General features: G+C 71.2%; 19 protein-coding genes. 18 read left to right on the top strand and 1 reads right to left on the bottom strand.

Annotated features, from left to right (window positions below; translation table 11 throughout):
* The 4 genes from LJ657_RS46220 to LJ657_RS46205 all read left to right on the top strand — a co-directional run.
* Positions 1-177: SDR family oxidoreductase (locus LJ657_RS46220; protein WP_232655737.1), on the top strand; the 177-nt coding region annotated here is incomplete at its 5' end.
* Positions 174-1,211, top strand: coding sequence for a sugar kinase (locus tag LJ657_RS46215; RefSeq protein WP_232655734.1), 1,038 nt, complete (start codon positions 174-176; stop codon positions 1,209-1,211). The genes LJ657_RS46220 and LJ657_RS46215, both read left to right, overlap by 4 nt.
* 22 nt (positions 1,212-1,233) lie before the next feature.
* A complete protein-coding gene (locus LJ657_RS46210; RefSeq protein ID WP_232655733.1) occupies positions 1,234-2,247 on the top strand; it encodes an aldo/keto reductase in 1,014 nt (337 codons plus the stop codon).
* Positions 2,238-2,975, top strand: coding sequence for a FadR/GntR family transcriptional regulator (locus tag LJ657_RS46205; RefSeq protein WP_232655732.1), 738 nt, complete (start codon positions 2,238-2,240; stop codon positions 2,973-2,975). Before LJ657_RS46210 ends, LJ657_RS46205 begins: the two co-directional genes overlap by 10 nt.
* Positions 2,976-3,006: 31 nt before the next feature.
* Here LJ657_RS46205 and LJ657_RS46200 read toward each other — a convergent pair whose 3' ends face one another.
* Positions 3,007-4,287 carry a cation:proton antiporter domain-containing protein gene (locus LJ657_RS46200; RefSeq protein WP_232655731.1) on the bottom strand — a complete coding sequence of 427 codons (1,281 nt, stop codon included), beginning with the start codon at positions 4,285-4,287 and terminating at the stop codon, positions 3,007-3,009.
* 822 nt (positions 4,288-5,109) lie between these two features.
* Here LJ657_RS46200 and LJ657_RS46195 point away from each other — a divergent pair.
* The 14 genes from LJ657_RS46195 (at position 5,110) to LJ657_RS46130 (ending at position 24,930) form a co-directional block, all read left to right on the top strand.
* A complete protein-coding gene (locus tag LJ657_RS46195; RefSeq protein WP_232655730.1) occupies positions 5,110-6,588 on the top strand; it encodes a sugar transferase in 1,479 nt (492 codons plus the stop codon).
* Between the two features lie 103 nt (positions 6,589-6,691).
* Positions 6,692-8,008: a nucleotide sugar dehydrogenase gene (locus LJ657_RS46190; protein WP_232655729.1), complete on the top strand. Its 1,317-nt coding sequence runs from the start codon at positions 6,692-6,694 to the stop codon at positions 8,006-8,008.
* Positions 7,965-9,263, top strand: coding sequence for a glycosyltransferase family 4 protein (locus LJ657_RS46185; protein ID WP_232655728.1), 1,299 nt, complete (start codon positions 7,965-7,967; stop codon positions 9,261-9,263). Before LJ657_RS46190 ends, LJ657_RS46185 begins: the two co-directional genes overlap by 44 nt.
* Entirely contained in the window at positions 9,260-10,630 is a 1,371-nt protein-coding gene (locus LJ657_RS46180; protein WP_232655727.1) for a YveK family protein, read from the top strand. Before LJ657_RS46185 ends, LJ657_RS46180 begins: the two co-directional genes overlap by 4 nt.
* Positions 10,627-12,147 carry a Wzz/FepE/Etk N-terminal domain-containing protein gene (locus tag LJ657_RS46175; RefSeq protein ID WP_232655726.1) on the top strand — a complete coding sequence of 507 codons (1,521 nt, stop codon included), beginning with the start codon at positions 10,627-10,629 and terminating at the stop codon, positions 12,145-12,147. The genes LJ657_RS46180 and LJ657_RS46175 overlap by 4 nt, the downstream gene beginning before the upstream one ends.
* A 3-nt stretch (positions 12,148-12,150) precedes the next feature.
* Complete coding sequence (asnB, locus tag LJ657_RS46170) at positions 12,151-14,085, top strand: asparagine synthase (glutamine-hydrolyzing) (protein ID WP_232655725.1); 1,935 nt, start codon at positions 12,151-12,153, stop codon at positions 14,083-14,085.
* Positions 14,086-14,104: 19 nt separating this feature from the next.
* Positions 14,105-16,285 (top strand): bi-domain-containing oxidoreductase, encoded by a 2,181-nt coding sequence (locus tag LJ657_RS46165; protein WP_232655724.1) that lies wholly within the window; start codon positions 14,105-14,107, stop codon positions 16,283-16,285.
* Positions 16,282-18,240 (top strand): heparinase II/III family protein, encoded by a 1,959-nt coding sequence (locus LJ657_RS46160; protein ID WP_232655723.1) that lies wholly within the window; start codon positions 16,282-16,284, stop codon positions 18,238-18,240. Before LJ657_RS46165 ends, LJ657_RS46160 begins: the two co-directional genes overlap by 4 nt.
* Before the next feature lie 9 nt (positions 18,241-18,249).
* A complete protein-coding gene (locus LJ657_RS46155) occupies positions 18,250-19,785 on the top strand; it encodes a right-handed parallel beta-helix repeat-containing protein (protein ID WP_232655722.1) in 1,536 nt (511 codons plus the stop codon).
* A gap of 1 nt (position 19,786) precedes the next feature.
* Positions 19,787-21,019 (top strand): O-antigen ligase family protein, encoded by a 1,233-nt coding sequence (locus LJ657_RS46150; RefSeq protein ID WP_232655721.1) that lies wholly within the window; start codon positions 19,787-19,789, stop codon positions 21,017-21,019.
* A gap of 2 nt (positions 21,020-21,021) precedes the next feature.
* Positions 21,022-22,263 carry a glycosyltransferase gene (locus tag LJ657_RS46145; RefSeq protein WP_232655720.1) on the top strand — a complete coding sequence of 414 codons (1,242 nt, stop codon included), beginning with the start codon at positions 21,022-21,024 and terminating at the stop codon, positions 22,261-22,263.
* Positions 22,260-23,495, top strand: coding sequence for a class I SAM-dependent methyltransferase (locus LJ657_RS46140; RefSeq protein ID WP_232655719.1), 1,236 nt, complete (start codon positions 22,260-22,262; stop codon positions 23,493-23,495). Before LJ657_RS46145 ends, LJ657_RS46140 begins: the two co-directional genes overlap by 4 nt.
* Positions 23,492-24,286: a glycosyltransferase family protein gene (locus LJ657_RS46135; protein ID WP_232655718.1), complete on the top strand. Its 795-nt coding sequence runs from the start codon at positions 23,492-23,494 to the stop codon at positions 24,284-24,286. Before LJ657_RS46140 ends, LJ657_RS46135 begins: the two co-directional genes overlap by 4 nt.
* Positions 24,283-24,930, top strand: coding sequence for a PIG-L deacetylase family protein (locus LJ657_RS46130; protein WP_232655717.1), 648 nt, complete (start codon positions 24,283-24,285; stop codon positions 24,928-24,930). Before LJ657_RS46135 ends, LJ657_RS46130 begins: the two co-directional genes overlap by 4 nt.
* Position 24,931 lies beyond the last annotated feature (1 nt).

Genomic DNA, 24,931 nt, shown 5'->3' with positions numbered 1-24,931 from the left:
ACCCAGGCGCTGCGCGACGACCCGGCGCGCAGCACGGCGATCCTGGACCGCATCCCGGCCGGACGGTGGGGCAGCGCCGACGACCTCGCGGGCGCCACCGTCTTCCTCGCCTCGGACGCCGCCTCCTATGTGCACGGCGCGATCCTGCCTGTCGACGGGGGGTGGCTGGGCCGGTGACCGACGTGGTGGCCCTCGGCGAGGTGATGCTCCGCTTCGACCCGGGCGAAGGGCGGATCGGCACGACCCGCACCTTCCAGGTCTGGGAGGGCGGCGGCGAGTACAACGTCGTACGGGGACTGCGCCGCTGCTTCGGGCTGCGCACCGCCGTCGTCACGGCCCTCGTCGACAACGCGGTCGGCCGCCTCGTCGAGGACCTGATCCTCCAGGGCGGTGTCGACACCTCCCTGATCCGCTGGGCGCCCGGCGACGGCATCGGCCGCAGCGCCCGCAACGGCCTGAACTTCGTGGAGCGCGGCTTCGGGGTCCGCGGTGCGCTCGGCGTCAGCGACCGCGCCAACACCGCCGTCTCCCAACTGCGCAAGGGCGACATCGACTGGGACGCGGTCTTCGCCGCAGGACCCCGCTGGTTCCACACCGGCGGTGTCTTCGCCGGCCTGTCGGACACCACAGTGGACGTCGCCGACGAGGCGATGGCTGCCGCGAGAAGGCACGGCGTGACGGTCTCCTACGATCCCAACTACCGCGCCAGCCTGTGGGACGGCCGAGGCGGAGCCGACCGCGCACGCGAGGTGGACCTGCGGCTCGCCCGACACGCGGATGTCGTCGTGGGCGCCCTGGGCCTGGCGGGGGAGCGCCCCGGGCAGACACGCGTCGCCATCGACGAACTCCCCGACGCCCTCGCGGGGTTGGCGCGCCGACTGCCCGGCGTACGCGTTCTGGCCACGACGCTGCGCGAGGTGCCGTCGGCGGGCGTGAACGACTGGTCGTCGGCGGCCTGGTCACCCGAGAGCGGCTTCGTCACCGGCCCCACGATGGCCGGACTGCACGTACTGGACCGCATCGGCTCCGGCGACGCCTTCGCCGCCGGACTGATCCACGGCCTGCTGACCGGGGCCGGCCTGGAACGCGCCCTCGGCTACGGCACCGCCCATGGCGCCCTCGTCATGACCACGCCGGGTGACGTCTCCATGGCCTCGCTCACCGAGGTCGAGGCCCTGATGACGGGCGGCTGCCCCCATGTCAGACGCTGACCGCAGGCGCGGGGAGCGCGACATGCGACACAGGAAGATCACGAACACCTCCGTCGAGGTCAGCGAACTCGGCTTCGGCGCCTCCGTCATCGGCAACCTCTACCGCGTCACCCCGGCCGAGGAGGCGGCAGCCGCGATCGAGGCGGCCTGGGCGGCGGGCATCCGGTACTTCGACACCGCACCCCACTACGGCCTCGGCCTCTCCGAGCGCCGCCTGGGAGCGGCCCTGCGCGAGCGTCCGAGGCAGAAGTACGTCGTCTCGTCCAAGGTCGGCCGACTCCTCGTGCCCAACGAAAAGCCGCACGGCATGGACACCGAGGGCTTCGTCGTACGGGACGACCTGCGCAGACAGTGGGACTTCAGCCGCGACGGAGTCCTCCGCTCCATCGAGGACACCCTGCGGCGCACCGGACTGGACCGCCTCGACATCGTCTACCTGCACGACCCGGACGAGCACTGGCCGCAGGCCGCCGACGAGGCCATGCCCGCACTCGCCGAACTGCGTGACCAGGGCGTGATCGGAGCCGTCGGCGCCGGCATGAACCAGTCGGCCATGCTCGCACGCTTCCTGCGCGAGACGGCCGCCGACGTGGTGATGCTCGCCGGGCGCTACACCCTGCTCGACCAGTCGGCGCTGGACGACGTCCTGCCCGCCGCGCAGGAACACGGCAAGAACGTGGTCGCGGTCGGCGTGTTCAACTCAGGACTCCTCTCACGCGACCGGCCCGCCGAGGGGATGAAGTACGACTACCGGGAGGCGCCCGCCGACCTGGTCAGCCGTGCACTGGCGATCGCCGGGGTCTGCGAACGGCACGGCACCACTCTCCCCGCGGCGGCGATCGCGTTCCCCTTCACACACCCCAGTATCATCAACGTCACCCTGGGCATGCGGAGTCCGGAACAGGTCGAGCGGAACGCGGAACTCCACCGTCGGCACCTCCTCGAAGGCCTCTGGGACGATCTTCGCTCCCAGGGCCTCCTCAGGCCGGACGTGCCGACGGAGAACGACGGCGGAAGGAGTCCCAGGTGTCCCTGACGGACAAGGCCATCGCGCAGATCCGTGAGCTGATCGGCTCCGGCGCGCTGCCTCCCGGTTCCAAGCTGCCCCCGGAGCCGGACCTGGCCGCCCAGCTCGGCCTGTCCCGCAACCTCGCCCGCGAGGCCGTCAAGGCCCTGGCCGTCGCCCGGGTCCTGGAGGTACGGCGCGGCGACGGCACGTACGTCACCAGCCTCGCGCCGAGCCTGCTCCTGGAGGGGCTGGGCGGCGCGGTGGAGCTCCTGCAGGGCGACGCGGGCGCGCTGCAGGACCTGATGGAGGTACGACGGCTCCTCGAACCGGTCGCCACCGCGCTGGCCGCGACCCGTATCACCGACGGCCAACTGGCCACGATAAAGCAGCACCTGGACGCCATGCGCGATGCCCGCGACGACGTCGAGCAGCTCAACGCGCACGACGCCGCCTTCCACCGCGCGGTCGTCGCGGCCACCGGCAACGAGTCGCTGCTCACCCTCCTGGAGGGCATTTCCGGCCGCACCCTGCGTGCCCGCATCTGGCGCGGCCTGGTCGACTCCGACGCCTCGGGCCGGACCCTCGCCGAGCACGAGGCGATCTACACGGCGCTGTCCCACCGCGACGCAGCACTCAGCCAGGCCGCGGCGTTGCTGCACGTGAGCAACACGGAGCAGTGGCTGAGAGAACACCTGCGCGCCACCGAACCCCCGGCTTCGAACGGGCGTGGCCGAGTGACCCCGGCGGCGGACTGAGGACCCCGCTCCTGCGTAGGGCGTGAACCGGTCACCGCACCAGGGATGGCGCGGTGCGCCGCTGGGCCGGCCGGGTGCGTCTGATGAGGGTCTCCGAACCCATGCCATGAAGCAGAACGCTGCCCAGGACGCACAGGACGGTGGTCTGCAGGACGGTGTCGGCGCCGGTGCCGTCCGGGAGGCCGTTGTAGGCGATGAGGCCGAAGACGATGGTGGTGGTGCCGCGCGGGCCGAGGAGACCGATCAGGAGTCGGTCGCGGTGGGGCAGGGACGAGCCGGTGAGGGCCGCCAGGACCGGGACGATACGGACGATCGTGAGGGCCGTCAGGCAGAACAGGACGGCCGGCCAGCTCACGCCGATGGAGAAGGTGACGACGGCCGCGAGGCCGACCACGAACCACATGGTCATCGTCATGAGGGCGGTGGCGTCTTCCAGGAGGCCGACGTCCTGGGGGCCGGCGGCCGAGTGACGGGCGGATCGCGGCGCGGGCGAGGTGCGGATGCGGCGGGCGGCGAGGACACGGTGGACGTAGCGGAACGCGATCCCGCACACGAAGGACGTGACGAAGCCGTTGCCCCCGATCTCGACGCCTGCCGAGTAGGCGATCAGGGGCGTGAGCAGCACGGCGGTGCGGCGCGACTGCTCGGTCGTCCACCCGGCCCGGTCGGCCCGGTGCAGCAGCCAGGCGACGAGGCCGCCCAGGACGAGCCCCGCGACCACGGCCTTCGCGGCCTGCGCGGCGGCGGTCGTCAGGGCGTCGACCGGCGTGTGGACGGTGGAGCTGCCGCCGGCCAGCAGCAGCGCGAACAGGAAGAGGGGAGAGACGATGCCGTCGTTGTAGCCGCTCTCGACGTTCAGCACGCTCCGCACCCGCGCCGGCAGCCGGGGATCGCGCACGACATGCTCACTGGGAGCGAAGTCGATCGGTACGACGACGCAGGCGACCACCAGCATCAGCGCCCAGGGCAAGGCCGGGAACGCCAGCTTGCCCAGCAGCATCGCCGCGCCGACGCTCACCGGGAGCGCCACCAGTAGCACCCTGGAGACCAGCCGGGGCGAGTTGCCCCACAGCCTGCCGCCGCGCACCTCCGTGGCATCGACGAACAGCAGAAAGGCCAGGATGATCTCGGCGACGTGCTGCGCCACTTCCGTGTTCAGCACGGCTACCACCGAGTCCTCCACGCTGAGCCCGACCAGGATGCCGGCCAGCACCATGGTCGCGGGCGCGCCGAGGTGCCAGCGCTGGAGCCGGAGCGCGGCGAGCGAACGGATCAGGGCCATGACCGCGGCGGCCAGGATCGTGGGGAGCACTGTGGTCGGACTTTCGTCGAGTGTGCGGAGGGGGCCGGCCTGAACGACCCGGTTGCAGCGAGCGTGACCGTCGGCCGGGGATCGGGCAAGCGGAGGGATCCGGCTGCCCTCCGGCAGATGGCCGGAACACCCCGCCGGTCGGCGGGGGCTCATCCCCCGGCCGGGGGATGGTTCGGACGCCGCAAGGGCTCACCGACAATTTCAGCCGAACGGGCCCTGAGCGCCGCCCAGTCGGCGGTGCCGGGGCGCGTCGGGACGGCGGGTGGTATCAACCGGAGGCGCCCGGCATCACGGGTCACCAGGCACGTCTCCGGTCGCCGGGGCACCCGTACGTGGTCACCGATTCAATGGAGCCATCTTCAGATCTCAAGCACAAATTCCACACGTTCCCCTCTTCAGACCGGTTCCGATGGTCTAGATTGATCGTGCTTCACATGCTGGGACACGAGGCGACAAATGATGATCTATGGGCTGGTGATACAGGCGGCCCGTAGCCGCATCTCTGGCGCTGACGTGGGGGTGATCGATTCTTGTAGCCCGAGAGGGGCTTCGGGTGCGGGGAGCACCTGAGGTTTCGACGGGTTTCCGTGCAGCCCGGGTCCGGCCGGACAGGCGAGTCTGCTGTGGCCGGAGTGGGTTGCTCAGGCAGCGCTGACGTATCCGGGATGTCGTGCGCGGGAGGCGGGGGTCTCTCGCGGGAAGGGGCAGCGCGTCGCGGGGGGCGGGGGCCTCCCGAAGGAAGCGTGCGGGAGGCGGGGGCCTCCCGGGGGGAGGGGCAGTGATGGACGAAGACGTCGTACCACTGGGGACCGGGGGGTTTCTGTGCGGCAGGGGGGAATAGTCGACCCTTTTTCGTCGGCGCGCGGGCGTCTGGCGGAAGAGGCGATCAGCACGCCCGCGAGCGACTGGGAGCAGCGGTACCGCCGTACCGTCATCACCAGCGACACCGTGGCCACCGCCTGCGTGGTGGCAGCGATCGGCAACTTCTTCGGGGCACGGGACGCGGCCAACTGGCATGAGAAATGGGGAATTCTCGCCTTCGGCACCCAACTGCTGGTGCTCGGAGCGCTTGCCGTGAGCCGGGCATGGGCTCCGGCCGTGCTCGGCCAGGGCGCCGAGGAATTCCGCAGGCTCGGACGCTCACTGTTCACAGCGACCGTCGTCCTCGCGCTCGGCGGCATCGCCCTCACCTCGCGCAACATCAAGCTCTGGATATTCGTCGCGGTTCCCGCGATCGCGCTCGTCACCATGACCGAGCGCTATCTGCTCCGCCTCGGGCTGCACAAGCAGCGCAAGGAAGGGCGGTGTCTCAGACCGGTGCTCGCTGCCGGGAGCCCGGCCACCGTGCGCGATCTGATCACCCGGACCCGGAAGTTCCCGCACCTCGGATGGCGGGTGGACGGAGTGTGCACGACGGACGGTCGCGGGCACGACGGTGACCAACTGGACGGCGTGCCGGTCGTCGGGCGGCTGACGGACGTCGCCAAGCACGTCCACCACGACGGCTACCGTGTCGTCGCGGTCACCCCGGACCCGCACTGGACACCGGACCGGCTGCAGCGGCTGGCCTGGAACCTCGAGGGCAGCGATGCCGAGATGGTCGTGGCCCCCGTGCTGATGGAGGTGGCAGGCCCGCGGCTGCACGTCGACGCCGTGCTCGGGATACCGCTGTTGCGGGTCAGCATGCCGACCTTCACCGGTGGCCGACGGGCGATCAAGGGGGTCGTCGACCGGGTGGGCGCGGCGGTCCTGCTGATGCTCTTCGCGCCGCTGATGGCGTTCGTCGCGCTGCTCGTGCTGGCGGACAGCCGGGGCGGGGCGTTCTACCGCCAGCGCAGGGTCGGCAAGGACGGCCGCGAGTTCACCATTCTCAAATTCCGCACGATGGTGTCCGGGGCGCACGGCGCACGTGCCGAGCTCGCCGACCGCAACGAGGGCGCGGGGCTCCTGTTCAAGGTCCGCCGGGATCCGAGGGTGACCCGGGTGGGAGCGGTGCTGCGCCGGTACTCGATCGACGAACTCCCGCAGCTTTTCAACGTACTTGCCGGATCGATGTCGCTCGTCGGTCCACGGCCTCCACTGCCGGAGGAGTGCGCCGCGTACGACCCGGACATCCGGCGGCGGCTGCTGGTCAAGCCCGGGCTCACCGGCCTGTGGCAGATAAGCGGACGCAGCGACCTGCCGTGGGAGGAGGCGGTCCGCCTCGACCTGCGGTACGTGGAGGACTGGTCGCTCGCCCTCGACACGGTGATCTTGTGGAAGACGATGCGTGCGGTGCTCCACGGGCAGGGGGCCTACTGATGCGCGGGGGGCGTCGGCCGGCCGACGCGCGGACCGCAGGCCACCAGGGCCTGACGTGGGGGACCGCAGGCCACCAGGGCCTGTCTGGGGGGAGGAACGGGACATGAGAGTCAGCGTTTTCGGGCTCGGCTACGTGGGCTGCGTGTCGGCCGCGTGCCTGGCCAGCATGGGGCACGAAGTCATCGGGGTGGACGTCAACCAGGTGAAGGTCGACCTGGTCAACGACGGCAAGGCCCCGGTGGTCGAGGAGCGGATCGGCGAGCTCATCGCCGACGTCGTGCGGACCGGAGCCTTGCGCGCCACCGCCGACGTCCGCGAGGCGATCATGGACAGCGAGATCTCGCTGATCTGCGTGGGCACGCCGTCGGAGCCCAACGGCAGCCTGTGCACCACGTACTTGGAGCGGGTCACCGAGCAGATCGGCGCCGCGCTCGCCGAGCGCGGCGGACGCCACACCGTCGTGTTCCGCAGCACCATGCTCCCGGGCACCTGCCTGAACCTGCTGGTGCCGATCCTGGAGAAGAACGTCGGCGGCATGGCCGGGGTGGACATCGGGGTCGCGGTCAACCCGGAGTTCCTGCGCGAGGGCACCAGCGTGCGGGACTTCTTCGACCCGCCCAAGACCGTGATCGGCGAGCTCGACCCGGCCAGCGGCGACGCGGTGCTGGCCCTGTACGACGGCCTGCCCGGCGAGGTGTTCCGGGTGCCGGTCCCGACGGCAGAGGCGATCAAGTACGCGGACAACGCGTTCCACGGCCTCAAGATCGGCTTCGCGAACGAGCTGGGCGCGGTGTGCCAGGCACTCGGGGTGGACTCGCACCAGGTGATGGACGTGTTCCTGGCCGACCGCAAGCTGAACATCAGCCCCGCCTATCTGCGGCCCGGCTTCGCCTTCGGCGGCTCCTGCCTGCCCAAGGACCTGCGCAGCCTGGTCCACGCGGCGCAGCGGGCCGACGTCTCGGTGCCCATCCTCTCCCACGTGCTGCCCTCCAACTCCGACCATCTGCAACGTGCGGTGGAACTGGTCGAGCGCACCGGCAAGCGCCGGGTGGGAATGTTCGGGCTGTCCTTCAAACCCGGCACCGACGACCTCCGCGAGAGCCCGCTCGTCGAGCTGGCGGAGCGTCTCTTCGGCAAGGGGTACGACCTCAAGATCTACGACGCCAATGTGAGCCTGTCCCGGCTGCTCGGCGCGAACCGCGAGTACATCGAGAACCGGCTGCCGCACCTCGCGCAGCTGCTCGCGGAGTCCGTCGAGGAGGTGCTCGACCATGCCGAGGTGTGCCTGGTCGGGACCAGGGACCCGGCCGTGCTGTCGGTGCTGCCCCATGGGAACGCCCCGGTGATCGTCGACCTCATCCACCTTCCCGACGCCGATGCGCGCCGGACCGAACCGGGGTACGTGGGCCTTGCTTGGTAACGCAGTCAGCGGTGACGGGTCGGGGCGACGCGCTCTGATCCTGGTGGAGAACCTGTCGGTGCCGTTCGACCGGCGGGTGTGGCAGGAGTGCACGACGCTGCGCGACGCGGGCTGGACGGTGCACGTCATCTGCCCGCAGGGCACCAAACGCGACACGGAGCCGGAGGCCGTGATCGACGGGGTGCGGATCCACCGCTACCCGCTGCGCGCGGCCACCGGAGGACCGGCCGGCTACCTGAAGGAGTACGGAACGGCGTTGTGGCACACGGCCCGGCTGGCCCGCAAGGTCGGCCCGGTCGACGTGGTCCACGCCTGCAACCCGCCCGATCTGCTGTTCCTGCCGGCCCTGTGGCTGAAGCGGCAGGGCGCGCGGTTCGTCTTCGACCAGCACGACCTGGTGCCCGAGCTGTACCTCTCCCGGTTCGACCGCGGCAAGGACCTGCTCTACCGCGGCGTGTGCGCGCTGGAACGGCGGACCTACCGGGCCGCGGACATCGTGCTCGCCACGAACGAGAGCTACCGGGACGTCGCGGTGCGCCGTGGCGGCCGGCGGCCGGAGGACGTGTTCGTGGTGCGCAGCGCGCCCCAGATCGACCGGTTCCAACCGGTGCCGCCGGAGCCGGAGTTGAAGCGCGGCAAGCCTCATCTGCTGTGTTACCTCGGCGTCATGGGCCCCCAGGACGGAGTCGACTACGCCCTGCGGGCCCTCGCCAAGCTGCGCGACCAGCTCGGACGGACCGACTGGCACGCGGTGTTCGTCGGCTCCGGTGACGCCTTCGACGCGATGGTGGAGCTGTCCAAGCGGCTCGGGCTCACCGAGCAGGTGCAGTTCACCGGGCGCATTCCGGACGCCGACCTGGTGCGCTACCTGTCCACCGCGGACGTGTGCCTGTCTCCCGACCCGCGCAACCCGCTCAACGACGTGTCGACCATGAACAAGGTCCTGGAGTACATGGCGATGGGCCGGCCGATCGTCTCCTTCGACCTGAAGGAGGCGCGCGTGTCCGCCGGCGACGCCGCCGTCTACGCGCCCGCCAACGACGAGGCCCGGTTCGCCGAGCTCGTCGCGGCGCTGCTGGACGATCCGGACAAGCGGGCCCGGATGGGCAAGATCGGCCAGGAGCGGATCAGCGGGCCGCTCTCCTGGCAGAACTCGCAAGCGTCGCTGCTCGCCGCCTACGCCGCCGCCTGCCGTGATCAGACCCCGGTGTCGGCGGGCGACCCGGTCCGCACAGGGAAGAGGCAGCGCAGTTGAGCGAGGACACGATACGCCTGGTCACCATCGGGCGAATATTCCGTCGGCGCTGGCGGCTGCTCGCCGTCCTCGCCGTCGTAGGTGCGCTGGTCGGCTACGGCGCCTCAGTCGTGGTGTTCCCACCGCGTTACACGGCGTCGGCACCGGTACTGCTGCCGGGCCTGTGGGAGGAGCGCGAGCTGCTCACCCAGGTGGACCTCGCGACCAGTTCGGCGGTGATCGACCGCGCGGCCGACGCCCTGCACTGGTCCGGTGTCAGCACCGCCGGGCTACGGGACCAGGTGAGCGCCAAGGCCGCCGACGGGAACATCATCACCATCTCGGGTACGGCCGACACCCCGAAGCGTGCGCAGCAGCTCTCCGACGAGGTGGCCCGGCAGTTCGTGCAGTACACCGCGCAGATCACGGGCAGCAGCACCGACTCCGCGTCAACCACGGTCTCCGACACGCTGCGGAAGCAGGTCGATGAGACCAACCGCCGCATCAGCGACCTGGCCAAGGCGGCCGACCCGGGTCGGACCGTGGAGAGCGTGCAGGCCCGCACCGCGCTGGAGAACCTGCGCACCTCGCTGGAGGAGGCCATGAAGAAGGTGGACGAGGCCAACCCCGCGACCAACAAGGCCGGCATGGTCGTCATGGGGCCGGCCGCCCCGCCGACCGGCGAGGCGGCGCCGACGAGGATGCAGCTCATCCTCGGTGGAGCGCTGCTGTTCTTCCTGCTCACCGTCATCGGCCATCTCGTCGCCGCACGGATGAACCGCCGACTGCGCACCGAACCGGACATCACCGCGGCACTGGGCTCGACGCTCCTCGGCACCGTCGACGTCCCCGGCGAACGGCGCACGCACCAGCCGGACGGCGGTGGCTCACGAGCCCGGATCCGCCGGCTCCTCGGCGTCGACACCCGGTGGGACACACCGGCTCCGCAGAAGTCCGGCGACGAGGCCGGCAGACGGCTCCGCTACCGGCGGGTGTGCGCTCGCCTGCGGGACCGACTGCCCGGCGCCCAGCGGCTGTTGGTCGTCGTACCGGAAGGCGACGAGATCGCCCGCCGAGCCGCAGGGCAGCTCGTGGCGGAGGCCAGGAGCGGTCCGACGCTGCGGGTGGTGGAGGTCTCGGTGGACCGGCCGATCGTGCCGGACCGCGACATCGAGTCCGGCGCCGTGGTGGTCCTCAGCGCCGACAGCTGGACCGCGGAAGAGCTTGCCGGCATCGCGGAGGCGTGCGCGGACGGCAGGCACGAGATCGTCGGCATCGTCGTCGCCGGCCTGGTCCAGTCACGCCCCACGCGGGCTGCCGGCCAACTCCCGGACGACGCCACTCTGGCGCTCGCCGTGCGCGGCCACGCGACGGGAGGTTCAGCGTGACGACGAGCACGACTTCGGAGGCCTCGGCCGCCACTCCGCTCATCGACCTGCAGGGTCTGGTGGTGGCGGTGCGCAGGCGCCGTCGCCTGTGGACCGCCCTGGCGCTCCTCGGCCTGCTGGCCGGCGCCGCGGTGGCGGTCCTGATGCCACCGCCGCCGACCGCGGTGACCAAGGTGCTGGTCGCTCACGCGGAGGACCAGCCGAACGACACCGGAACGCTGATCCGCACCGACGCCCAGCTGCTGCAGACCACCCAGATCGCCGACAAGGCCCTGCAGTCCCTCAAGTCCCCGGAAAAACCGGCGGACTTCATGCGGGAGTACTCGGGTGCCGGCCTGACCAACAACCTGCTGCAGATCACCGTGACAGGCGACAGCGACGCGCAGGCGGTGTCCCGTGCCAAGGCGCTGGCCGACGCGTTCGTCGCGGACCATGTGCGGCGGATGCAGGAAACCGCGCAGGCCGAGTCCAAGGCCCTGCTCGACCAGCGTGACCGGATGCGCGTCGAACTCGCCCAGGTCAACAAGGAGATCGGAAACCGGTCGCCGGACGCCGACCCGAAGGCGTCGGCTGGCATCGAGTCGCTCTTCGCCCGCCGCGCCGAACTCAACTCGCGCATCTCCGATTTCGACCAGCGTGCCGCGGACGCGCGCACCGGCACGCCCCAGGTCATCGCCGGCACGCAGACCGTGGACGCCGCGCGAGCCGTGCCGCACTCCCTGCCCAAGGCCCTGGCCACCGACGCCGCGGTCGGGTTCGTCCTCGGGCTCGTCCTCGGGCTCGCGCTGGCCGCGGTCGGCACGGTGGTGGCGGACCGCCCCGTGCTGCGCCGGGACATCGCCGCGAACCTGGGCGCCTCGGTCATCGCGGAACTGCCCCGCCGGTCGGGCAGGCCGTGGCAGCGCCGACGGACCCGGGTGACACGCGAACGGCTCACCACGACCCTGGCCCGCACGACGCGTGACTCCACGGAACCGGTGTCGCTGCTGGAACTGGGCTGTGCGCGCGGCACCAGCGTCATTGCCCTGGACCTCGCCAGGGCCATGGCGGGGGAGGAGCCGGTGACCGTCATAGACGGCCTGCCCGGCTCGGAGCTCGCCGGCCGCCGCCCGAAGCCAGGGGACCCGACGGTGGTCAGCGGCGAGCGTGCCGCGACCGTGTCGCCTCAGGCGCGCCGGATCGGCGTCGGCTCGGTGGCGCCCGGCACGGCCTGGACCGACCTCCGGTACCTCGGCACCCAGACCGTGCTCGTCGTACGCGCCGGACACGGCAGCGCCGCATGGCTGCACACCGTGGCGCGGCAGCTCGCGGACCAGCGCATCCCGGTGATCGGTGTGGTGCTGATCGACCCCGATCCGCGCGACCGGACCGACGGCACACTGTGGGACGGCCTGCACACCGCGCTGCGCGGCCGCGCCGAGCGGCTGCCCCAGCAGAACGGCACGAACCAGCCGCGGACGGAGCGGCAGCCGATGTGGGCCGCACACGCTCCGGGCAACGACCAGGAGGCGCGGTAGCACATGTGTGGCATCGCAGGCACTTACCGATGGCCCGACGGCAAGGCCGTGACCGACCGGCTCACCGACACCCTCGCCCACCGCGGCCCGGACGGCGCGGGCCGGTACGGCCACCCCGTCGGTGACGGCGAAGTGCAGCTCGGGCACCGCCGCCTCTCCATCATCGACCTGTCCGAGGCCGGCGCCCAGCCGATGGTCTCGGACGGCCTCGCCCTGACGTACAACGGCGAGCTGTACAACGCGCCCGAGCTGCGGGCCGAGCTGGCCGCCACCGGGGTGCGCTTCCGTGGCACCTCCGACACCGAGGTGCTGCTCGAGGCCTGGCGGCGCTGGGGCACGGACTGTCTGCCCCGGCTGCGCGGCATGTTCGCGTTCGGCATCTTCGACGAGCGCACCGGTGAACTGGTGCTCGCCCGCGACCAGTTGGGCATCAAGCCGCTGTTCCTGCTCCGGCGCGGCGAGGGCCTGGTGTTCGCCTCCGAGCTGAAGGCACTGGCCGTCGCGACCGGCGGAAAGCTGGAGGTGGACCACGCGGCGCTGGTGGCCTCGCTCCTGTACTACTGGGTGCCGGACTCACGCTGCGCGTTCCGCGAGGCGGAGAAGCTGCCGCCGGGGAGCTGGCTGAGACACCGCCCCGACGGCCGCGTGGAGAGTGGCCGGTTCTGGAACCTGAAGGACGTCGCCGCCGAGGGCCGGGAGCGGGCCCGGGCCGGCGAGCGGCCGGACCTGGCAGCCATCGTCGAGGAGTCGACCCGGCGCCACCTGCTCTCCGACGTACCGGTGGCGACCTTCCTCTCCGGCGGCCTCGACTCCAGCTACCTCACCGCTCTGGCGGCCCGCCACCAGCCCGGGATCTCCGCCTACACGATCGGCTTCCGCGCCGAGGACGCCAGGTTCGAGGCGATGCCGGACGACCTGCGCTACGCCCGGCAGGTGGCCGAGCGGTTCGGCGTCGACCTGCACGAGATCGAGATCGCCCCGAACGTGCTCGACCTGCTGCCGCAGATGACGTACTCCCTGGACGAGCCGATCGGCGACCCCGCCGCGATCAACACCTTCCTGATCTGCTCGGCCGCCCGGGAGGCCGGGGTCAAGGTGATGCTCTCGGGGATGGGCGCAGACGAGCTGTTCGCCGGGTACCGCAAGCACCTGGCCAACCTGATCGCGCTGCGCTACCAGCGCGTCCCGCGACCCCTGCGGCGCGGCCTGTCCGGGGCCGTGGACCGGCTGCCGGTCGCCACCTCCCGCCGCGGGTACCGGTCGGTGCGCTTCGCGAAGCGGTTCCTGTCCTTCGCCGACCTGCCCGAGGAGACCGCCTTCCGGCGCAGCTACACCATGTACGACCAGGCCGAGCTGCTCGCGCTTCTCGATCCGGACCTGGCCGGAACGGTCGACGACGTGCTCACCGAGCACGCGGACGTCTACCAGGACAACGACCTCGACGACTTCGTCAACCGCATGTGCCTGACCGACGCCCGCATGTTCCTGCCGGGCCTGAACCTCACGTACACGGACCGCTCCAGCATGGCCGCGTCCACCGAGGTACGGGTGCCGTACGTGGACGTCGAGGTGGTCAAGGCGGCGTTCGCCGTGCCCGGCGATCGCAAGATCGTCGGACGGCAGGGCAAGCACGTCCTCAAGGAGGCGGCCACCTCCATCCTGCCCCGGGAGATCGTGTACCGGCCCAAGGGTCTGTTCAGCGCCCCGCTGCGCGCCTGGATGAGCCGGGACCTGGCGCCGCTGGTACGCGAGGTGGTCAACGACGGGGAGCTCGTCCGCTCCGGGTTCCTGCGCCGCGACGCGCTGACGCGGATGGTCGCCGAGGACGCCGCCGGGCAGCAGGACTACTCCAAGCATCTGTGGCACGTACTGACCCTCGAGTACTGGTATCGCGACGCGACCTCTGGGTCCGGCCAGAGCACTCGTTTGACGGCTTAGGAATTTCAGAGGAGTTCGGGTGAAGCAGGTAGTACAGAACTACAAGAGCGGCGAGCTGGCGGTGCTCGACGTTCCGGTGCCGGGGTGCAAGCCGGGCGGTGTGCTGGTCCGCAGCGCCTATTCGCTGATCTCCACCGGCACCGAGCTCATGAAGGTGTCCGAGGCCGGCATGTCGATGCTGGGCAAGGCCCGCTCGCGCCCGGACCAGGTGGCCAAGGTCATGCAGAGCGTGGCCACCAACGGGGTGCCCGCCACCTACCGCAAGGTGATGGGCAAGCTGGACTCCTACACGCCGCTGGGCTACTCGCTGTGCGGGGTGGTCGAGCAGGTCGGCGCCGGCATCGACGACGTGAAGGCCGGCGACCTCGTGGCCTGCGCCGGCAACGAGCACGCGCTGCACGCCGAGCTGAACTGGGTGCCGAAGAACCTCTACGCCCCGGTGCCGGACGGCCTCGCGCCGCAGCACGCGGCCTTCGGCACCGTCGGGTCGATCGCGATGCAGGGTGTCCGCCAGGGCGAGCCGCAGCTCGGCGAGGTGGCACTCGTCATCGGCCTCGGCCTGATCGGGCAGCTGGTGGTGCAGCTCCTCACCGCCGCGGGAGTCCGCGTCCTCGGCGCCGACCCCGACCCGGCGCGCTGCGAACTCGCCGAGCGCCTGGGCGCCGACGCCTGCGGCGACCCCGCGTCCGCGGCCCTGGAGACCGCTGTCGCCGAACTCACCGACGGTCACGGTGTGGACCAGGTGTACCTGGCCGCCGGCGGCGGCAGCAACCAGCCGGTCGAGCTGGCCGCCCGGCTCTGCCGGGACCGCGGCCGGGTCGTCGACATCGGCAAGTGCCGCCTCGACCTGCCGTGGAACGCGTACTACGAGAAGGAACTCGACGTCCGCTTCTCCCGCTCGTACGGTCCCGGGCGCTACGACCCGTCGTATGAACTGGAGGGGCGCGACTACCCGATCGGCTACGTGCGCTGGACCGAGCGCCGCAACCTGGCGTGCTTCCTCGATCTCGTCGCCTGCGGCAAGGTCGACGTGGAGCCCCTGATCTCCCACGTCGCCGACTTCGACGACGCCGTCGAGACCTATCAGCGCCTGAAGGACGGCGAGCTGAAGGCCATCACCGCGCTGTTCCGGTACCCGGAACAGGCGCAGGACACGGAGGATGCGGCGGCCCCGACGGTGGCCGTGCCGACAGTGAGCGTGAAGCCGGGGCCGGGCCGTGCCACCAGGACTCCGGTGAAGCTGGCGTTCGTCGGCGCGGGCAACTACGCGACGTCGATGCTGCTGCCGCACCTGGCGCAGCGCGACGGAGTGGAACTGTCGACGGTCGTCACGACGACGGCGCTGTCCGCGGCCAACGCGCAGCGGAAGTTCGGCTTCGCAGAGGCGACCACCGACCTCGACGCCGTGCTCGGCGACAAGTCCGTCGACGCGGTCTTCGTGGTCACCAGGCACAGCTCGCACGCCGAACTGACCCGCAAGGCACTGCTGGCCGGCAAGACGGTGTTCGTGGAGAAGCCCCTGGCCCTCACCGAGGACGAGCTGGCCGGCGTGCTCGCGGCGGTGGAGGAGTCCGGCAACGACCGGCTGCAGGTCGGCTTCAACCGCCGGTTCGCGCCGCTGCTGCAGGAGGCCCGGAAGCAGTTCGGCGCCCGGACCGGACCGGCGAGCCTGCGCTACCTGGTCAACGCGGGCCGACTGCAGCACGGCAGCTGGTATCTGCAACAGGGCACCGAGGGCTCGCGGTTCGCCGGTGAGGGCGGGCACTTCATCGACACGGCGAGCTGGCTGCTCGACGCCGACCCGGTCTCGGTCTACGCGGTCGCCCCGGCCGGCAACGAGGACCTCCAGGTCGTACTGCGCTACCCGGACGGATCCACCGCCACGATCAGCTATGTCACGACCGGCGCGCCCGGCTTCCCCAAGGAGACGCTGGACCTGGTCGCGGACGGCAAGGTGCTGCGGCTCGACGACTTCGTACGTGCCTCGGTGTACGGCCGCAAGAAGTGGGTCAGTTCGCGGCTGCCCAAGGCCCGGGACAAGGGCCAGAACGCCGAACTGGCCTCGTTCATCAAGGCCGTTCGGACCGGTGGGCCGATGCCGGTGCCGCTGGAGTCGCTGGTCGCCACCACGGCGGCCACCCTGGCCGTGCAGGCCGGCCTGGCCGGCGGTGCGCCGGTGACGTTGGAGCGGGCACGATGACCATGAGCGCGAGCTGGTACCTGCGGCGGCTGTCCCGGATGGGACCGCAGGAGGTCGCGGGCCGGATGGGCGACACGGTGCGCAGACGGCGCTGGCGGTCGGCGCCGTCTGACTGCCCGAGCGTGACCGGCGCCCGGTTCACCGCGGTACTGCCCGCGGGGACGATCGCGGACATCCCCCCGGACGCCGCGAAACATCTCATCGCCGAGGCGGACCGGCTGATGGCCGGGCACGCCGAGTACTTCGGCGTGGTCCGCGACGACCTGGCCGACCCGGACTGGTGGTACGACCCGAAGACCGGTCGCCGGGCCCCGTCCGGCTACGCCTTCGACGTGCCGTACCGCAGCGAGGACGCGGTCGGGGACGTCAAGCAGATCTGGGAGCTGTCCCGGCACCACCACCTCACCCAGCTCGCCGCCGCCTACGCGATCACCGGGGACGAGCGCTACGCCGAGCGGGTGACCGAACATCTGCGGTCGTGGTGGGCGGCCAACCCACCGCTGCGCGGCGTGCACTGGATCAGCGGCATCGAGCTGGGCATCCGCCTGCTGTCCTGGGTGTGGGTCCGCCGGCTGCTCGACGGCTGGCCGGGCGCGGCCGGGCTGTTCGAGGACAACCCGGTGGCACTGAACCAGATCTGGCACCACCAGCGCTGGCTGGCCGCCTTCCCCAGCCGGGGATCGTCGGCGAACAACCACGTCATCGCGGAGGCCGCCGGGCAGTTCGCCGCGGCCTGCGCGTTCGGCTGGTTCCCCTCCTCGGAGCGCTGGCGGGCCGACGCCCTGCGGTCGCTGGATCGGCATTTGCGCGGCAACACCTTCCTCTCCGGCCTCAACCGCGAGCTGGCCTCCGAGTACCACGGACTGGTGCTGGAGCTCGGTCTGGCCGCGGTGGCCGAGGCGGACGCCGCGGACGTGCCGGTCCCCGCGACCGTCCGCCTGGTGCTGCTGCGGATGACCGACGCGCTCGCGGCCGTCGTGGACAACCGGCTGCGGCCGCCGCGCCAGGGCGACGCGGACGACGGTCACGGTCTGGTCCTGGACGGCGCGGGCACCGACCGCTGGGGCTCGCTGCTGGCCACCGGGGACGCCGTGTTCGGCCGGCTCGACTGGTGGCCGACGGTGACCGCCACCGATGTGCGCACCCCGCTGCTGGCCGCGCTCATCCGGCCGCACGCGAAAAACGGAACCGGAGGGGCCGTGTCCCGCCCGGCAGGCAGGCCGGCCCACTTCGCCGACGCGGGGCTCACCATCCTGCGCGGCCCGGAGGAGATCTGGTGCCGCTGCGACGGCGGTCCGCACGGTTTCCTGTCCATCGCCGCGCACGCCCACGCGGACGCGCTGTCCGTGGAGGTCCGGCACGACGGGGTCGACGTGCTCGCCGATCCGGGGACGTACTGCTATCACGGGCAGCCCGAGTGGCGGCAGTACTTCCGCTCGACCCTCGGCCACAACACCCTGCAGCTCGACGGCGCCGACCAGTCCGTCTCCGGCGGCCCGTTCCTGTGGACCCGGCATGCCCGGAGCCGGGTGCTGACCGCGGACACCTCGGGCGCGGGGGTGGCCCGCTGGTGTGCCGAGCACGACGGCTACGAGGGCTCGGTGCACCGCCGCCGGGTGGAACTGACGGCCGCGAGCCGGGAGTTGAGGGTGGTCGACGAGGTGCGCGGTCCGGGCGGGGCCGTACGCCTGGCGTACCACCTCGGCCCGGAGATCACCGCGGACCTGGTGGACAACCGGGCGGAGCTCACCTGGACCCGGGACGGCGAGGACCGCTCCGCGACGCTCGACCTGCCCGGGCAGCTGACCTGGCAGGCGCACCGCGGCGAGACCGACCCGCCGCTGGGCTGGTACTCCGGGGGATTCGGGCGCAAGGAACCCGCCACCACGCTGGTCGGAACCGGTATCACCGACGGCACGGAGGGCTTCACCACCGCGCTCGGGTTCCACGGCTAGGAGGGGCGCGTGGGGATCAAGAAGCGGCATTGGGCGTGGGCGGCACCGCTGGCGGTGGTCCTGCTGGCGGCGACCGGCTGTGAGAGCACACAGGGCGCCCCGGCAAGGACGACCGCCGCGCCGACCACGTCCGGAGCGCGGTCCACGCCCGTGGCGCGGGTGTGCGACACGCCCGAGGCCGGCCCGGCGAAGGCGCCGGCGGGCGCGGTGACGGTCGACCCCGCGAAGGTCGGTGATCTGGCGGCGAAGACCAAGAGCAACCCCCCGGACACCACCTTCTGGCTTCGGCCGGGCAAGCACAGGCTCGACGCCGACCGCTACGCCCAGGTCATCCCCAAGAAGGGGGACCGGTACCTCGGCGCGCCCGGCGCGGTGCTCGACGGCCGGAAGATCAACGAGTACGCGTTCGCCGGCACCGCCCAGGGCGTCACCATCCGCTACCTGACCGTGCAGGCTTTCGTCCCGCCGCAGAACGAGGGCGTGGTCAACCACGACTCGGCCGACGGGTGGGTGATCGAGCATGCGACGATCCAGGACAACGCCGGTGCGGGGCTGATGGCCGGTGCCCGCCAGCAGGTCCGCGACAACTGCCTGCGCGCCAACGGTCAGTACGGCATGAACGCGTACAAGGGCAGTGGCCGGATCAGCGGCCTGGTGGTCGAGGGCAACGAGATCACGGGCAACAACACCGGCGACTGGGAGCGGCGGCAGGAGGGCTGCGGCTGCACCGGAGGCATCAAGTTCTGGGCCGTCGACGGAGCCGACGTACGCGGCAACTGGGTGCACGACAACCGCGGGACCGGGTTGTGGGCGGACACCAACAACAACGACTTCCGCATCGAGGACAACGTGCTGGAGGCCAACGACGGTGCCGCGCTGATCTACGAGACCAGCTACAACGCGGTCATCCGGAACAACACCATCCGGCACAACAACTGGGTCGAGGGCCGCAAGGCGGCCGGCCGCGGCGACACCTTCCCGTTCGCGACCGTCTACCTGTCCGAGTCCGGCGGCGAACCACGGATCAAAGCCCGCACGGACAAGATCGAGATCTACGGGAACCTGCTGGAGGACAACTGGTCCGGGATCACCCTGTGGGAGAACGCCGACCGGTTCTGCAACAGCCCCGCCAACACCTCGTCCGGTGACTGCACGCTGCTGGTGAAGAAGACCAGCCGCTGCGCGAACCCGGCGATCGCCAAGGCACCGCTCTACGCCGACTGTCGGTGGAAGACCCAGCGGGTGGACATCCACAACAACCGCTTCGTGCTCGACAAGTCCGTCATGAAGTGCACGACGAAGTGCGACCGCATGGCGGTGCTCTCCAACTACGGCACCTATCCGGACTGGTCGCCGTACAAGGGCGAGCAGGTGGCCGAGGCGATCACCCTCAAGCAGCACAACCTCTGGCACGACAACGTGTACGTGGGGCCGTGGACCTTCGTCGTCCACGACCCGAGCAAGGTGCTCACCTTCCAGGACTGGAAGGGCATGCCGTACCAGCAGGACGCGGGCAGCACCTTCCGCGCATCGGACGGTGGTTGAGATGGACGGGAGGCACACACCGAAGATCGTCGGGATCGTCTGGGGGCTGCTGGTCCTCAACACGCTCGGCTCCGCCGGGGCGAAGACCATCATCCCGCTGCCCCGCTCCCTCATCCAGATGGTCACCATGGGTGCCCTGGTCGCCGCCTTCGCGCTGGCGCTCGCGGTCAACCTCCAGCTGCGCATCCGGCCCAGTGCGTACGTGTCCCTGCTCACCCTGCTGCTGGTGACGAGCGTGATCTCCAGCGCGAACCTGGAGTCCGGGTTCGGTGCGCTGTTCCGCTGCTTCCGGCTGACTCTCTTCGTCTGCACGCTGTGGTTGCTCACCCGCTGGTGGGACGGCAGTCTGACATTCGTCCGGCACCACATCCGGATGTACTTCGCGGTGCTCGGATCGGTGGCCGCCGGCCTGGCCGTCTCACCGGGCGCGGCGCTGCCCGACCTCTACGGCGGGCGGCTGGTCGGCGATCTGTGGCCGCTCACCCCGCCGCAGATCGGCCAGTACGCCGCAGTGATCATCGGGCTGACCGTGCTGCTCCTCCTGGAGCGACGGACCGACCGGACCAGCGCGGCGGTGGTCATCGTGCCCTCCCTCGTGCTGCTCGCGCTGACCCATACCCGCACGGCCACCCTCGGCCTGCTCGTCGGGCTGGTGGTGGCGATCGGCTCGCTCCTCCTGACCAGCGCCGCCGCCCGCCGGTTCTTCACCTGGACGGTGGCGTGCGCCGCGGTGGCCGCCGTGGCGCTCGGTTCCGTGCTGCAGGCCTGGTTCCTGCGCGGACAGAGCAAGGAGAACTTCTCCAGCCTCACCGGCCGGGCCAAGGTCTGGGACGCCCTGCTGGCCGCGCCCCGGTCGGCCTCGGAGCAGTTGTTCGGAGTGGGCCTGGGCGACAAGTCGTTCGGCGGGCTGCCGATCGACAACAGCTGGCTGGCCGTCTACAACGAGCAGGGTCTGATCGGCGTCACCCTCGTCGCGATCATCATCATCGTGCTGGGCGGCGTCGCGTTGCTGCGTCCACCGTCGCTGCAGAGGGCCTGCGCGATCTTCCTGATCAGCTACTGCGCGATCGCCTCGTACACCGAGGCCGGTCTGGGCGACGCCTCGCCGTATCTGCTGCATCTGGCCCTGGCCGCCTCGCTGTTGGCGACACCTGCCGAGGCAGGCCCCCTCGCGACGCCCGAAGTCCCACGACGGCACGTCCCGCGCTGGGCCCGTAGATCGGAGGTGGTCTGAGCATGCACGTCCTCGTGGTGCACAACCGCTACGCCTCGGCGCAGCCGAGCGGGGAGAACAAGGTCGTCGACCAGGAGGTGGAGCTGCTGCGCGCGGCCGGCCACCGGGTCGAGGTGTTCGAGCGGCGCAGCGACGACATCGCCGCCCGGTCCCTGCCGGGCAAGGTCGCGGTACCGCTGCTGGTGCCGTGGAACCCGGCGGTCCGCAGGGAGCTGACCCAACGGCTGCGCAGCGAGCGACCGGACGTGGTGCACGTCCACAACGTCTTCCCGCTCCTGTCGCCCGCGGTGCTGGCCGCCTGCGCGGACGCGGGAGTGCCCGCCGTCGCCACGCTGCACAACTACACCCAGGTCTGCCCGCCCGGCACACTGCAGCGGGACGGCCGGCCGTGCACCGAGTGCGTCGGCTCGGCACCGCTGCCCGCCGTCCGGCACGGCTGCTACCGCAACTCCCGCCTGGCGACGGTGCCCCTCGCGGTCAGCCTGTCGGTCAACCGGCGGCGGTGGTGGTCCGGCGTGGAGCGGTTCTTCTGCATCTCCGCGGCGCAGCGCGACGTCCTGGTGCGTTCCGGCATGCCGGCCGAGCGGCTGGCGGTGAAGCACAACTTCGTACCCGACCCGGGAACCACCCGACAGGGCGGGGGAGAGCACGTGCTCTATCTCGGCCGGCTCGCGGAGGCCAAGGGCGTACGGCTGCTCATGGTCGCGTGGGACGAGATCGCCGCCCAAGGCGGTGTGGGCGTACCGCTCGTGATCGCCGGCACGGGGCCGCTGGAGCGGGAGGTGACCGCCTGGGCGGCGGGCCGGGACGACGTGCGCTACGTCGGCCTGTACGACACGGCGGAGTGCCAGAAGGCCATCGCGCGATCGGTCGCCGTGGTGGCTCCCTCGACCTGGCTGGAGGCGTTCGGCCTGGTGGTCGTGGAGGCGATGGCGGCCGGGGTCCCGGTCGTCGCCGCCGGTCACGGCGCCTTCGTCGAACTCGTCGAGGACGGCGTCACCGGGCTGCTGCACCAGCCGGGCGAGTCCGCCTCGCTCGCGTCCTGCATCCGCCGGATCGCGGCCGAGCCGGACCACAACCGGGAGATGGGCCACGCGGCCCGGCTCCGTTACGAACAGGGTTTCAGCCCGGCGGTCGGCCTCGACCGCCTGGTTGACGAGTACCGCACCGCGATCGCGGGTCGGTCAGCACAGACTCGCGGCGGGCAGACCCGCGCGAGCAGGGGGGATGGGGACAGCAGATGACACGATGCCGACTGTGTGGCTCGGAGGCGATGGCGAGCGTCGTCGACCTCGGGGCGACGCCACCATGTGAGAGCTTTCTCGCCGCGGACCGACTCGACCAGCCGGAACCGGCGTACCCGCTGCACCTGCGGGTCTGCACCGACTGCTGGCTGGCGCAGATCCCGCCGCTGATCAAGCCGGAGGAGACGTTCACGGAGTACGCGTACTTCTCCTCGTACTCGACGTCCTGGGTGGAGCACGCCCGCACGTTCGTCGCCGACGCCGCAGAGCGGGTGGGTCTCGGCACCGACGCCTTCGTCGTCGAGGTCGCGAGCAACGACGGATACCTGCTCAGGCACGTGGTGGACCGGGGGATCCGCTGCCTGGGCATCGAGCCGTCGGTGAACGTCGGCGCGGCGGCACGGGACGCGGGCGTGCCCACGCTCACGGCGTTCCTGTCACCGGAGACCGGTACCGCCGTGCGCGCCGAGCACGGCCCGGCCGACCTGGTCGTGGCCAACAACGTGTACGCGCACATCCCCGACGTGATCGGGTTCACCCAGGGGCTGCGCGCCCTCGTGGCCGACGACGGGTGGGTCTCCATCGAGGTGCAGCACCTGCTGACCCTGATCGAGGAGAACCAGTACGACACGATCTACCACGAGCACTTCCAGTACTACACGGTCGCGGCCGCGATCCGAGCCCTCGCGAGCGGCGGACTCGCGCTCGTGGACGTCGAGTTGCTGCCCACGCACGGCGGCTCCATCCGGCTTTGGGCCCGACCTGCCGAGGTGGCCGGCGAGCCGACGCAGCGGGTGGCCGACGTGCTCGCCCGGGAGAAGGCCGCCGGGCTGCAGGAGCTGTCCGGATACACCGAGTTCTCCGCCCGGGTCGCCAAGGTGCGCCGGGACCTGCTCAAGTTCCTCATCGAAGCGGCCGAACGCGGCGAGACGGTCGTCGGCTACGGCGCCCCCGGCAAGGGCAACACGCTGCTCAACCACTGCGGCATCCGGCCCGACCTGCTCCCGTACACGGTCGACCGCAACCCGTACAAGCACGGCAGGTTCACCCCGGGCACCCGCATCCCGATCCTGGCGCCCGAGCAGATCGCCGCCGACAGACCGGACTACGTCCTCGTCCTGCCGTGGAACCTGCGGGCCGAGCTCGTGGGGCAGCTGTCCTTCGTGGGCGACTGGGGCGGCCGGCTGGTCTTCCCCATCCCGGAACTGAGCATTGTCGAGGTCAAGGCATGAAGGTCGTTCTGTTCTGCGGCGGTTACGGAATGCGGATGCGCAGCGGTGCCGCAGACGACGTGCCCAAGCCGATGGCGATGGTCGGCCCGCGACCGCTGATCTGGCACGTCATGCGCTACTACGCGCACTTCGGGCACAAGGAGTTCATCCTGTGCCTCGGTTACGGGGCCCACCACATCAAGGACTTCTTCCTCAACTACGAGGAGACGACGTCCAACGACTTCGTGCTGCGGGGCGGGAAGACCGAGCTGCTGTCCACCGACATAGCCGACTGGACGATCACGTTCGCGCAGACCGGCATCGAGTCGCCGATCGGGGAGCGGCTGCGCAGGGTGCGGCACCACCTGGACGGCGACGAGATGTTCCTCGCCAACTACGCCGACGTGCTCACCGACGCCCCGCTGCCGGAGATGATCGACCGGTTCGCCCGGCGTGACGCCGGTGCGTCGATGATGGTGGTGCCGCCGCAGTCCTCCTTCCACTGCGTGGAGTTGGGCGAGGACGGGCTGGTGGGAGGCATCACCGCGGTCAGCGAACTGCCCCTGTGGGAGAACGGCGGCTACTTCGTGCTCCGCCAGGAGGTCTTCGACCACATACCGGAGAACGGCGACCTGGTCGCCGACGGATGCGGCGGCCTGGCCAAGGAGGGCCGTCTCGTGGCGCACCAGCACCGCGGTTTCTGGAAGCCGACCGACACCGTGAAGGAGCGGGCCGCGCTCGACGACGCCTACACCCGGGGCGACCGCCCATGGGCCGTGTGGGAGCGGGACAACGCCGGGGTGAGCGCGTGATCCGGCTCGGCGCCGGGCGCCTGGACCGGATCGTCGCGGTGGCCGCGCACTGCGACGACATCGCCATCGGCGCCGGCGGCACCCTGCTGACGCTGTGCCACGCGCGACCGGGCATCCGTGTCGACGCGCTGGTGCTGTCCGGTGGCGGCAGCGAGCGCGAGCAGGAGGAGGCGGCCGCGCTCGCCGGCTTCTGCCCGGGCGCCGACCTGCGGCTGACCGTGCACAAGCTGCCGGACGGCCGGCTGCCCGCGCACTGGGAGGAGGCCAAGGCCGCCGTCGAGGAACTGCGCGCGCAGACCGAGCCGGACCTGGTGCTGGCCCCGCGCACGGACGACGCCCACCAGGACCACCGCGGCCTGGCACAACTCATACCCACCGCGTTCCGCGACCACCTCGTGCTCGGCTACGAGATCGTCAAGTGGGACGGCGATCTCGGCCGCCCGGCGGTGTACCAGCCGCTGTCGCCCGAGATCGCCGAAGAGAAGGTACGGCTGCTGCAGGAGCACTACCCCTCGCAGCGGCACCGTCCCTGGTACGACCGGGAGGCCTTCCTCGGGCTCGCCCGGATCCGTGGCATCGAATGCCACGAGCGATACGCCGAGGCGTTCGCCACCACCAAACTCACGCTCAACCTGGGGGGTTGAA

This window comes from Streptomyces guryensis (assembly GCF_021261325.1).
Classification (GTDB): Bacteria; Actinomycetota; Actinomycetes; order Streptomycetales; family Streptomycetaceae; genus Streptomyces; species Streptomyces guryensis.
This window is presented reverse-complemented; position numbering and strand designations above follow the sequence as displayed.

Coding starts and splice junctions, on each gene's coding strand:
- LJ657_RS46185 (WP_232655728.1), top strand. CDS start 7,965: ATGCGCGCCGGACCGAACCGGGGTACGTGGGCCTTGCTTGGTAACGCA.
- LJ657_RS46135 (WP_232655718.1), top strand. CDS start 23,492: ATGAAGGTCGTTCTGTTCTGCGGCGGTTACGGAATGCGGATGCGCAGC.
- LJ657_RS46145 (WP_232655720.1), top strand. CDS start 21,022: ATGCACGTCCTCGTGGTGCACAACCGCTACGCCTCGGCGCAGCCGAGC.
- LJ657_RS46160 (WP_232655723.1), top strand. CDS start 16,282: ATGACCATGAGCGCGAGCTGGTACCTGCGGCGGCTGTCCCGGATGGGA.
- LJ657_RS46190 (WP_232655729.1), top strand. CDS start 6,692: ATGAGAGTCAGCGTTTTCGGGCTCGGCTACGTGGGCTGCGTGTCGGCC.
- asnB (WP_232655725.1), top strand. CDS start 12,151: ATGTGTGGCATCGCAGGCACTTACCGATGGCCCGACGGCAAGGCCGTG.
- LJ657_RS46140 (WP_232655719.1), top strand. CDS start 22,260: ATGACACGATGCCGACTGTGTGGCTCGGAGGCGATGGCGAGCGTCGTC.
- LJ657_RS46150 (WP_232655721.1), top strand. CDS start 19,787: ATGGACGGGAGGCACACACCGAAGATCGTCGGGATCGTCTGGGGGCTG.
- LJ657_RS46210 (WP_232655733.1), top strand. CDS start 1,234: ATGCGACACAGGAAGATCACGAACACCTCCGTCGAGGTCAGCGAACTC.